Annotated in this window: 11 protein-coding genes and 1 pseudogene; 10 read left to right on the top strand and 2 right to left on the bottom strand. The window is 57.3% G+C overall.

Annotated features, from left to right (window positions below):
* Positions 1-669: imelysin family protein (locus tag NW826_RS10625; RefSeq protein WP_414510105.1), on the bottom strand; the 669-nt coding region annotated here is incomplete at its 3' end.
* Between the two features lie 385 nt (positions 670-1,054).
* Here NW826_RS10625 and NW826_RS10620 point away from each other — a divergent pair.
* From NW826_RS10620 to pxcA, 10 genes and pseudogenes are all read left to right on the top strand, one after another.
* Positions 1,055-2,089 (top strand): chlorophyll a/b binding light-harvesting protein, encoded by a 1,035-nt coding sequence (locus tag NW826_RS10620; RefSeq protein ID WP_414371937.1) that lies wholly within the window; start codon positions 1,055-1,057, stop codon positions 2,087-2,089.
* A 56-nt stretch (positions 2,090-2,145) separates the two neighbouring features.
* Entirely contained in the window at positions 2,146-2,655 is a 510-nt protein-coding gene (gene fldA, locus NW826_RS10615) for a flavodoxin FldA (protein ID WP_099812754.1), read from the top strand.
* Between the two features lie 48 nt (positions 2,656-2,703).
* Positions 2,704-3,717 (top strand): annotated as a pseudogene (locus tag NW826_RS10610) (chlorophyll a/b binding light-harvesting protein); the annotation flags it as partial.
* A gap of 9 nt (positions 3,718-3,726) precedes the next feature.
* The gene (locus tag NW826_RS10605; protein WP_414510107.1) at positions 3,727-4,284 is read left to right on the top strand and encodes a photosystem I reaction center subunit XI; all 558 of its coding nucleotides are present in this window, start codon (positions 3,727-3,729) and stop codon (positions 4,282-4,284) included.
* 167 nt (positions 4,285-4,451) lie between these two features.
* Positions 4,452-5,195 carry an alpha/beta fold hydrolase gene (locus NW826_RS10600; RefSeq protein ID WP_414349128.1) on the top strand — a complete coding sequence of 248 codons (744 nt, stop codon included), beginning with the start codon at positions 4,452-4,454 and terminating at the stop codon, positions 5,193-5,195.
* A gap of 203 nt (positions 5,196-5,398) precedes the next feature.
* Positions 5,399-5,803 (top strand): universal stress protein, encoded by a 405-nt coding sequence (locus NW826_RS10595; RefSeq protein ID WP_414333698.1) that lies wholly within the window; start codon positions 5,399-5,401, stop codon positions 5,801-5,803.
* A gap of 283 nt (positions 5,804-6,086) precedes the next feature.
* On the top strand, positions 6,087-6,440 hold the full coding sequence (locus tag NW826_RS10590) for a ferredoxin-thioredoxin reductase catalytic domain-containing protein (RefSeq protein WP_414333696.1): 354 nt from the start codon (positions 6,087-6,089) through the stop codon (positions 6,438-6,440).
* A 96-nt stretch (positions 6,441-6,536) separates the two neighbouring features.
* Positions 6,537-6,653 carry a photosystem II reaction center X protein gene (locus tag NW826_RS10585; protein ID WP_011431389.1) on the top strand — a complete coding sequence of 39 codons (117 nt, stop codon included), beginning with the start codon at positions 6,537-6,539 and terminating at the stop codon, positions 6,651-6,653.
* A gap of 82 nt (positions 6,654-6,735) precedes the next feature.
* Positions 6,736-8,139 carry a glycosyltransferase gene (locus tag NW826_RS10580; protein ID WP_414510104.1) on the top strand — a complete coding sequence of 468 codons (1,404 nt, stop codon included), beginning with the start codon at positions 6,736-6,738 and terminating at the stop codon, positions 8,137-8,139.
* Between the two features lie 128 nt (positions 8,140-8,267).
* Positions 8,268-9,653 carry a proton extrusion protein PcxA gene (gene pxcA / locus NW826_RS10575; protein ID WP_414510103.1) on the top strand — a complete coding sequence of 462 codons (1,386 nt, stop codon included), beginning with the start codon at positions 8,268-8,270 and terminating at the stop codon, positions 9,651-9,653.
* 230 nt (positions 9,654-9,883) lie between these two features.
* On the opposite strand, the gene NW826_RS10570 is transcribed toward pxcA, so the two are convergent.
* Positions 9,884-10,405: a DciA family protein gene (locus NW826_RS10570; protein ID WP_414426818.1), complete on the bottom strand. Its 522-nt coding sequence runs from the start codon at positions 10,403-10,405 to the stop codon at positions 9,884-9,886.
* Between the last annotated feature and the right edge of the window lie 74 nt (positions 10,406-10,479).

The raw sequence follows: 10,479 nt of genomic DNA, 5'->3' as shown, positions 1-10,479 counted from the left end.
GGCAGCCAAGTACTCCCGATCCCGCTCGGTAAAGTCTTGCAAGGACTTGTTGTTATCCACGCCAAAGAGCAGGAAGGCCACGGCATGAAATCCCTTTTGCCCGCTTTCCAACTCGGCCACGGTCTCTGGAGTGAGGGGATCGCCGCTGTTGAGAACTTCCAGCACCTCCACCTCGTTCAGGGGCCATTCGTCCAAATCCGCATCCAGCCCCAAGGAGGCCGCCGGCCCGAAGGCAAAAGCCTCGCTCTCCTCCCACGTTAGACGGGCAACAGACCAAGCCTGGCGAGCCGCTTGCAAAGTCTGGGAATTGGGATCTTGCACGAAGGCCTGGATGGCTTGAGACAGGGCCTGGGTATCGGCGGCCAACTGCTCATAGGCAGGGATCACCACCTGATCGGCAAAGTCGATCAAAATCTGCCGATCCTGAAACCGCTGCTCAGGAGAGAGCACAACGGCTGGCCGGCCAGAGCCCGCTCCTTCTTCTCCCCCTTCCCCACCCTCGCCGCCGCCATCCACCGGGATGGGCCGACACTCTGGGTTCATTTGAGCCGCCTGCTGGGGCGAGGCCTGGCTCAGGGCCGGTGGATCCTTTTGGCTTTCCCCGCAAGCAGCCCCGCTAACCAGAACATAAAGCCCTATCCCCGTCCACAGCTTCAGATATCTCGACATCTCCTCTGGGCTCCTTACCCCTCGGCTTGGCCAACTTTGGCTTGATTGTAACCTAGCTATTGAGACTCAATCTTAAGAAAAGAGAGATTTTTATCACCGGTTGCCACGGGATCCCTCGCTTAGGCCCAACCCTTCAGGGACAACTGCCGCGCACAAAAGCTGTGGAAGGCGAAGTTAACCTGGATTTTAACAAAATTTAACCCCAGGTATATTGATATCTTCTCTCAAGAAGCCTAGAGTGAGTCACAGCTTGCTATTGAGACTTAATCTCAATAGTTGGTTGTGTGTCTCGAAAGGATGTGTCCGTGCGGCCAGAGGCGGGCCTGGGGCAAAGTCTCTGGCCTTTTCCCAAGCAAGCTTGTTTAGAAACACAAGAGGAGCGAAGATGACAGCGACGATACCGAAGCAAGAAGGGGGATCTAGCTCGCAACACCAGATCCCCTGGTGGGCGGGCAACGCCCGTTTGACCGTTCTTTCTGGCCGGCTGCTGGGGGCGCATGTGGCCCATGCCGGGCTGATCGTTCTCTGGGCAGGGGCGATGACTCTGATCGAGTTGGCTAAGTTTGACCCCAGCCGACCGATGTATGAGCAGGGGCTCATTCTCTTGCCCCACCTGGCCAGCTTGGGGCTGGGGGTGGGATCCGGCGGGGAAGTTTTGGATACGGATATCTACTTTGCGGTGGGAGCGATCCACCTCATCAGCTCTGCCTTTTTGGGGTTTGGGGGCATTTTTCATGCCCTGCGCGGGCCGGCGGTGCTGGATCCCAAAGCTTTTCCCCTGTTTAGCTACGACTGGCAAGACAAAGACAAAATGACCACCATCCTAGGGATCCACCTAGTGCTGCTGGGCCTGGGAGCCTGGCTTTTGGTGCTCAAGGCAATGGTGTTTGGCGGGTTGTTCGACCCGGTGGCGGGAGAAGTGCGCCTAGTGGCTCCCAACTGGAACCCCTTTGGCCACCTGCTGGGCACGGAAGGTCGCCATTGGATAGCCGGGGTGGACACTTTGGAAGACGTGGTGGGCGGCCACCTCTGGCTGGGCCTGCTCCTGGTGGCAGGTGGGATTTGGCATATCGTGACCAAGCCTTTTGCCTGGGCAGAACGGATTTTTGTCTGGTCTGGGGAAGCTTATCTTTCCTACAGCTTGGGAGCTTTGGCCTTGATGGGGTTTATTGCCGCCTATTGGGTTGCCGTCAATCCCGTCGTCTATCCCGAAGTTTTCTATGGGCCGCTGCTGCGGGTGGGCTTGGATCGCTATCCCTTTTTTGAGCAAGGGGGGGCTCTCACATCTAGGGTTTGGCTGGCCAATGCCCACTTTTGGCTGGCCTTTTTCTTCCTTCAGGGTCACCTTTTCCATGCCCTAAAAGCACGAGGATTCAATTTCCGTACTGGCAGAGTAGAGCTTGCTGCGCAGCAGGTCTAACGACAATCTGGCCATCTAATTTTGGGCTTTGCACTTGCAGTTTCGAGGTAGGAGCAATGGCAAAAATAGGTCTATTTTTCGGCACTCAAACCGGAAATACCGAAAGAGCCGCTGAGATGATTCAAAAAGAGCTGGGCGAAGACAATGTGGATTTGATCGACATTGCCGAAGCCAGTATTGAGGACTTTGAGAAGTACGACTACTTAATTATCGGCTGTCCAACCTGGAACATTGGGGAGCTGCAGGCCGATTGGGATGGGTTTTTCCCCAATTTGGATGAAATCGATTTTTCCGGTAAGACGGTGGCCTACTTTGGAGTTGGGGATCAGTTAGGCTATCCCGACAACTTTCAAGATGCCATGGGGATCCTGGCCCAAAAAATCGCCGAGCGTGGCGGCAAAAATGTCGGCTCCTGGCCCACAGAGGGCTACGAGTTCAATGAGTCCAAGGGAGTGGTTAACGGCGAGTTTGTCGGCCTTGCCCTGGATGAAGACAATCAGCCGGAGCTGACGGAAAAACGAATTAAAGAGTGGACGGCCAAACTCAAAACACTCTTCAATCTGTAATCTCAAACCCGGCTTCTTAACTTGTTGTGGATACTGTGGGAGTTTGTCATGACTGGCGCAGTTCTATCTTCATCACCTACCTCTGCCGAGGGATCCCCTCAGGTCAGTTGGTTGGCAGGCAATGCTCGCTTGGTGAATCTGTCCGGAAAGCTGCTGGGGGCCCACGTGGCCCATGCGGGGTTGATCATGCTGTGGGCCGGCGGCATGACCCTGTTTGAAGTGGCCCACTGGGATCCGGCTCAGCCCATGGGCAGCCAAGGGCTGATCTTGCTGCCCCATTTGGCCACGTTGGGTATCGGCGTCAATGCAGAGGGGGTGGCCACGGATCCCTATCCCTTTTTTGTGGTGGGCGTTCTGCACCTGATTGCCTCGGCGGTGCTGGGGGCAGGAGGGATCTTCCATGCCCTTTTGGGGCCGGAGGTGCTGCCCAAAGGAGAAACCTTGGCCCAGTTTTTCGGCTACGACTGGGAAGACGACGACAAGATGACCACCATCCTGGGGATCCACCTGCTGCTGTTGGGGCTGGGGGCTTGGTTGCTGGTGGCCAAAGCGCTCTTCTGGGGAGGGCTGTACGATGCTCACCTGGGCCGCGTGCGGGTGGTAACGGATCCCACCCTCAATCCGCTGCGGATCTTCGCCTACCTGACGCCGCTGATGGGCCAGCAGGGCATGGCTGCTGTGGATAACCTAGAAGATCTGGTGGGAGGGCACATCTACGTTGGCCTGCTTTGCGTCTTGGGGGGATGGTGGCACATAGCCACACGGCCCTTTGCCTGGGCCAAGCAGATCCTGATCTACTCGGGCGAAGCCTACCTCTCCTACAGCCTGGGGGCCCTGGCCTACATGGGCATCTTGGCGGCCTATTTTGTCAGCGTCAACGAGATTGCCTATCCGGTGGCTTTCTACGGGCCGCTGGGGCTGGCTGCCGACGAGATGGGTGTGGTGAGCAGCCGCACCTGGTTGGCCACAGCCCACTTTGTCTTGGGGATCCTGTTTTTGGCAGGGCACATCTGGCATGCCATCCGGGCGCGGGCGGCAGCCAACGGCTTTGACTTCCAGCGCGGGGGCTGGGTGCAAGCCACAGATCCGCAGGTGGGCAACTTGGAGACGCCGGTAAACCAGGGGGATCTCACCCTGCTGCTGCTGCAAAACCTGCCCATCTACCGGGAGGGCTTGTCGCCCTTTCTGCGTGGCTTGGAGATTGGCATGGCCCATGGGTACTTTCTGGTGGGGCCGTTTTACAAGCTAAGTCCGCTGCGGGATTCGGAGCAGGCCCTGACAGCAGGGACGCTGGCGACCATCGGCCTGGTGCTGATCCTGACGGTTTGTCTCTCCGTTTACGGACGGGTGTCCTTTCCGCGCTCGCGGCTGGTAGCGGTGCTCAATACCCCCTACGGCGAGGTGGCCTATCCGACGCCAGGGGTGCAACTGATGGCGGAATCGCAGGGATCCCCTCAGCCGGTGCGCCTGCCGGCAAGCTCGGAGGACTTGCCCGAAAACTTGCGCACCCGCGCCGGTTGGAGCCAGTTGGCCGGAGGGTTTCTGGTGGGCGGTGTTGGCGGTGCCCTGTTTGCCTACATGCTCTTGAGCAGCGGCGATGTGGTAGCCCAGATTTTGCCGGGGCTGTAAAGCAGGGTTGAGGCTTCTCAAAGCAGGGGAGGGGAGATCCTCATCCCCTCCTCTCTGTCCCGATCTGCCCCGTTTGGATAGTTCTGCCGATTTCTAGAACTCTTGTTTGTGAAGCTTTTGTCAGCCACCGGCTTCAATCTTTCGACAGTCGAAATGGGACGGCCAAAATGAGTTTAGGTTCCGCTTCCGCGCTCTCTTTTGAGGCACTTTATTTGGGTGTTTCTCCCAGTCTCAAGCTTTTCGACCGGCCTTTGCTGGGATCCCTGGGAAAATGTTTCCGTGTGGCCTACTGGGAGTATCACCAAACCCAGGATGAGCCCTGTAGTTTAGAGACAGTCGTGACGCTACTATACGAATACCTGAAGGCTTGGGATCGACCGGTGCACCTCATCGGCCATGGCTTGAGCGGGGTGGTCGCCTATCTTTTCGCGTGCCACTATCCCCAACGGGTACGGTCTCTGACCCTGCTGGCAGTGTCCGATCAGCCTGCCGCTACCTGGCACGCCCATTTCTACCTGCAACGAAAAATGTTTTTCTGTAGCCGAGAACAGCTCCTGGTGCGTATAGCCCAGAGCCTTCTGCCCACTTCAGAACAGTGGCGAGCGCGATCACTCTCCTATGCTCTGGCTAAAGACTTAGATACTTCCCCCATACCTCACTCCCTATTTCAGGTGATAGCGATTCCAGCTCGGAAAGTTTCGGTGCCGATGTTGGTTTGCGCCAGCAAGGATGACCCCATTGTGGATCCTGCTGCGCTCGAGAAGTGGAAAAACCACTTAAAGCCGGGGGATCAAATGTGGCTTTGCCCTGGAGGGCGACACTTTTTTCATTATTCTTTTCCAAGTTTGGTCAATCTGAAAATCATGGATTTTTGGCAGGAACTGCGCAAACTTCAGCCCAGCATGGCCTAAGGCGGCTGGATCTTCGCGGGATGATGGACATGGCCGCTCATTCAAACACTGGAGGAGCTCCGTTTGCCGCCCAGGTCGAGCCCCTCACAACAGAAAAACGGGCAGGGGTGGAAGGAGGCCATTGAGCTGCCGGTAAAATTGATAGAATGAGGCCGGCCCCCCGACTTGGATAGGGAATGGGCTTGACTGTGGGATCCGCGACTATGTTCGACAAACTGCTCTTTCCCATCGACAACTCGCGTGAGACCAGCCACGCCTTGCCCTTAGTGGCAGACATAGCGCAGCGCTACAAAAGTCAGGTGTACCTGCTCTCGGTTCTGGATGCTGCGGAGCTGGACGCGGAGCGGGCAGAACAAGCCCGGCAGAACATCCAGAACCTGCTCAAACAGACGGAGCTGGGCCTACAGCAAATTGGCATCAGCAGCGTCAAGAGCGAGTATCGCGAGGGAAAAGTGCCCTTTGTGATCTGCGATGTGGCAGACGAGCTGGAGATCAGCCTGATTGTGATGGGATCCCGTGGCCTCAGCTTGTCTGCGGAGGGGCGGAACAACTCCGTCAGCCACCGGGTGATCGACCTCGCCCCTTGCCCGGTGCTGGTGGTGCCCTGAGGGGCAAGGATCCCGGCAAGTGTTATCCTGGAGAGTACTTCAAGGGGGGCTCTTGCCCAGTCTAAATGTTGCCTTGTGTAACAGCAAGGCTATCATTCTTTGGCTTATCTGAGAGTTTGCAGTACAACGAAGAGCGAGATACAGCTTTGTCCGACTTTGTGGGCGGTCTGCAGGATCAGATCCCGGTATGCGCACATCTGTATTGACTTCAGAAAGTGTCGCCGGAAGAAGCTGTGAGCCTCATTGTTAGCAACAGCCGGTCAGTTCCCTTCCGAGAATCGTCATGGAAAGTCGTGGTTATAACAAGTCCTCGCAGAAAAGCTTTGAGGTGATGCGGCACTTCGCAGAAACCTACGCCAAACGCACTGACACTTTTTTCTGCTCCGATCCTTCGATTACGACCGCGGTGATCGAGGGCTTGGCTCTACACAAAGAGCAATTGGGCGCCCCGCTATGTCCCTGTCGCTTTTACGAAGACAAAGAGGCAGAAGCGAAAGCCGGCTATTGGAACTGCCCCTGTGTACCCATGCGGGAGCGAAAAGAATGCCACTGTATGCTCTTTTTAACCCCAGATAACCCCTTTGCCGGCACCAGCCAAACCCTAGAGGAGGTGCCCCTAGAGTACCAGGCCAAATAGTTGGCAATGGGTCTGTCTCTGGGTTGAGCGACAAAGACCAGTATAATCGGGAAATAGTTGGGTAGTTGATAGTCGCACGAGGAGGAAACTCTTTTTATGACTCCCTCACTTGCTAACTTTCTCTGGAGCTTGGTGTACGGCGCAGTGGTGCTGGGGCTTCTCTTCGGCGCCATCGTCTTCGTCAGCCAAAGAGATAGGGTGCGTCGTCGCTGAGTCTCCTGCTTGCCAGGGCTTGTCTGCGGATCGCTCACAACCCCTTATGATCAAAAGCTGATCTGGCGACATCCTGGGAGCGTTGACCCACCCTCTGCACTACTGGCGGCAAAAAAACCGCTACTACCACGAGGATCTAGAGCGGCTGCACCGCTTCTTCGTTCCTCCAGGACTGCGCATTCTCGAAATCGGCTCCGGCACCGGATCCCTGCTCAATGCTTTGCAGCCCGGTTTTGGCGTGGGGATCGACTGGGACGCGGAGATCGTTGCCCAAGCTCAGTTTCAGTTTCCCCATCTCCACTTCCGGGTGCAGGATGCCCACCGGCTAGACGAAAGGGATCCGGTCTTGGCGGGGCCTTTTGATGTTATTTTGCTCGTCAATACCCTGGGCTACCTAGCCGATATTCAGCAGGTTCTCCAGCAGTTGCGCCGTTTTTGTACGCCGCGTACCCGGCTGATCCTCTCCCACCACAACCCCCTCTGGGAGCCGCTGCTGGGCCTGGCGACTGTCCTCAAGCAGCGCATGCCTCTGCCGGCAGCCAACTGGCTCTCGGCTGGTGATGTGGCCAATCTGCTGCACCTGGCGGGGTACGAGGTCATTCAGCAGGGCAAGCGGCTGTTGCTGCCGCGGCGGATCCCATTGCTCTCGACGTTGATCAACCACTTCATTGCCCCCTTGCCTGGGATCAACGCCCTCTGCCTGACCGAATATACGATTGCCCGCCTCCAGCCCGATCCCGCCTGGGATCCCCCCCCTGAGGAGCAACCTTCTTGCACGGTGGTGATCCCGGCCCGCAACGAGGCGGGCAACATCCGCCGCTGTGTGGAGCAGTTGCCCGAGATGGGATCCCGAACTGAGATCATTTTTGTGGAGGGGCATTCCAGCGACGACACTTGGGCCGAGATCCAGCGGGTTCAGGCCGAATACCAAGGGATCCGCACCATCCGGGCCCTCCGGCAAGAGGGCAAGGGCAAGGGAGATGCGGTGCGCAAGGGGTTTGCCGCGGCCAGTGGCGATGTGCTGATCATTCTCGACGCCGACTTGACCGTCCAGGCGGAAGACCTCCCCAAGTTTTTCCGGGCGGTGGCCTCCGGGCGGTGCGACTTTGCCAACGGCTGCCGCCTAATCTATCCCCTGAAACCAGAAGCGATGCCGCACCTTAACCAGTGGGCCAATCGTTTTTTTGCCGCTCTCCTCTCCCACATTCTCGGCATCCGCATCAAAGACTCCCTCTGCGGCACCAAGGCCCTGTGGCGGGAGGACTATTGGCAGATTGTCAAGCTGCGGCAAGAGTGGGGAGATTTTGACCCGTTTGGGGATTTCGACCTGTTGCTAGGGGCGGCCAAGCGCACCCTTAAGATCTTGGACATCCCCGTGCGCTATTTTCCCAGAACCTATGGCCGCTCCAACATCCAACATGTGCGGGATGGGCTGCGGCTGCTGCAGATCTGCGCTTTTGCCCTCAAGCGCTTCAAGGGATCCTGAGGCAACGCCAATGGCCCTCAAGTTTCCAGAAGGTGGGTCACCCCGCCCCCCTGGAGATTGTTACAATAGTTGGCTATCAATGAACTGGGTGGATCGGCCCCACAAAGAAGCACCGCAGGAAAGAAGCAATGGGGGAATCCATATTGAGCAGAATTGGGCACTGGATCTCGAATACTCCCCTACGTTCCCTTGATCGAGCTTATGATGCTGCCCTGCGCATTAAAGCCATCGAAGACCGCTACTTTCAGGGAGAGCCCATCGGCAGCAACGGAACCCACGGCCAAAACACCAGCCGCTACTTTCAGATCCAATTGCGCCAGGAATTGCGCCAGATCGATCTTAGTTTAGCGGAGTTCAGGGCCAGCAGCGTCTTTTCTCGCCTGCCGGATCCCGCGCAAAATGGCAGTGGCCCTCGCTTCTCTGCCGATAAAGATCCCGGCAAAGATCCAAGCGCTCAAAAAGATCCCGCTGCCGAGGTCGGCTCTTCCGAGAACAAGGACCAAGATGCTGCAAATGGCCGGCAAAGTCCGGATCCCTCGATTTTGGAAAAGCTGGAGTTTATCGATCAGGTGACCTCGCGATACAAGCGCCCTGCCGCCCCACCCAAGCTTCCCCACCAGCCTGAACCACTGATCTCAACCCGTCCCCCTGCTTCTGAAGAGCCTGCCAAGCCGAGTCCTGTTAAGACCAACGCCGACAGCAGCGCTGCTCCGGCTGCCTCTAAAGCCGCCATCTTGCCCCGCTCTATTCTGCGCACAGCCAACCAGATCCGCCGTGAGCTGAGTTCGCAAGCAGAAGAGGAGCTGATCGAGGAGTACCGTGAGTCTCGCACGCGCACGCTGGTCTCAGTTCGGTTTTTGTTGTTGTTGGCCATTTTGCCGCTGCTTGTCCAGATTTTCTCGAAACAATTCCTGTTCGGACCGTTGGTGGATCGCCTGCAGCCGCAGGAACCCACCCTCGTGGCCCTAAGCTACGAATTTCAAGAGAAAGCTCTCTCCGAGTTTGAGTTTTTCAAGGAAAAAATAGAGTTTGAGCAGGCTTTACACCACCAATCTTCAGAGCCCAACCTAGAATCAGAAGACCAACTGTCCAGGAAGGCCGAGGAGTTGCTGCAAAAATACGGTCGCAAGAATTTGGAAGGCCTGAAGAACGTCTTTGCCGACTTGCTATCGCTGGCGGTATTTGGTTGGCTGATCTTTATCGGGCGCGAAGAAATTGAGGTTCTTAAGTCTTTTTTGGATCGCCTGATCTATGGCCTCAGTGACAGTGCTAAGGCTTTCATTATTATTCTTTTTACCGATGTCTTTGTGGGTTATCACTCACCCCACGGTTGGGAGGTGCTGCTGAGCAGCTTAGCTGCCCACCTGGGCCTGCCCGAAAACCGCAATTTCATCTACGGCTTTATTGCCACTTTTCCGGTTTTTCTGGATACGCTCTTCAAGTACTGGATCTTCCGCTACTTGAACCGTGTATCGCCGTCGGCGGTGGCCACCTACCATGCCATGAACGATTGAGGGTTCGCAGTTGCCTTAGTTGGAGAATCTGGGCCGCTGCCCTCACCCCCGGCCCCTCTCCCAGAGGTGCCCAAGCGCTCCGCGCCGCTCACGCGACCACCCCCGGCCCCTCTCCCAGAGGGAGTTGCCCTCACCCCCGGCCCCTCTCCCAGAGGGAGAGGGGAGCTGGGGATCGGCCTAACGAGTCGTTTCGTTGCCGTTGGAAACAGCCCTAATTTGAGTTCTCTGAGTTAGCTGCGCAGGCGCAAGGACTGACGATGGCAAAACCCGCAGACAAACCAACGCTCCAGTTCGGCGGCAGGGGTAGGGCAGCCACAGGTGGGGCAAGGGAGTAGGTTTTGCTGGGTCTGCCGTTGTTTGACCACTCTCGCCCAGCGCTCGAAAGCCACTTTCGGATCCGAGATGGGCTGTTTGGGGGGAGCGTTGCGGCAAGATCCAGGGCGTTGTCCATCTTGGGCAGCGAGGCGGGGGGGGCCATAAAACTTGCTGGTCAACTCCGCATCAGGGTGGGGAGCGACCGGGTTGGATCCCTCGTGCCAAGCGCCGGGGCTAAAGCGAATGTCGCTGAGGGGGGGGTGCAGGCGGCTGTTGAGTTTTCTGAGAATGAGTTGGCGCTGCAGAGTTAAGTTTTGCGCCCAGGACGGGGTAGAGGTGGCTACCTGCAGCACCTGGCGGCGCACGTTGAGGGGATGGGTTTGCGCTGCTACCGCCTCTCCCACCACTTCCGGCCAAAGCTGCCTTAGGAGCTGCATTTGCTTCAGTTCAGCCCAACACGGATGGCTGCCAAAGCTACCCAGTGCCTCATCTAACCGTCGCAGCATGGTGT

The organism is Synechococcus sp. OH20 (genome assembly GCF_047502685.1).
Classification (GTDB): Bacteria; Cyanobacteriota; Cyanobacteriia; order Thermostichales; family Thermostichaceae; genus Thermostichus.
This window is presented reverse-complemented; position numbering and strand designations above follow the sequence as displayed.

Excerpts from the sequence above, each read along its gene's own strand:
- NW826_RS10620 (WP_414371937.1), top strand. The coding sequence starts at position 1,055 with ATGACAGCGACGATACCGAAGCAAGAAGGGGGATCTAGCTCGCAACAC.
- fldA (WP_099812754.1), top strand. The coding sequence starts at position 2,146 with ATGGCAAAAATAGGTCTATTTTTCGGCACTCAAACCGGAAATACCGAA.
- NW826_RS10600 (WP_414349128.1), top strand. The coding sequence starts at position 4,452 with ATGAGTTTAGGTTCCGCTTCCGCGCTCTCTTTTGAGGCACTTTATTTG.
- NW826_RS10590 (WP_414333696.1), top strand. The coding sequence starts at position 6,087 with ATGGAAAGTCGTGGTTATAACAAGTCCTCGCAGAAAAGCTTTGAGGTG.
- pxcA (WP_414510103.1), top strand. The coding sequence starts at position 8,268 with ATGGGGGAATCCATATTGAGCAGAATTGGGCACTGGATCTCGAATACT.
- NW826_RS10570 (WP_414426818.1), bottom strand. The coding sequence starts at position 10,405 with ATGCAGCTCCTAAGGCAGCTTTGGCCGGAAGTGGTGGGAGAGGCGGTA.
- NW826_RS10595 (WP_414333698.1), top strand. The coding sequence starts at position 5,399 with ATGTTCGACAAACTGCTCTTTCCCATCGACAACTCGCGTGAGACCAGC.
- NW826_RS10585 (WP_011431389.1), top strand. The coding sequence starts at position 6,537 with ATGACTCCCTCACTTGCTAACTTTCTCTGGAGCTTGGTGTACGGCGCA.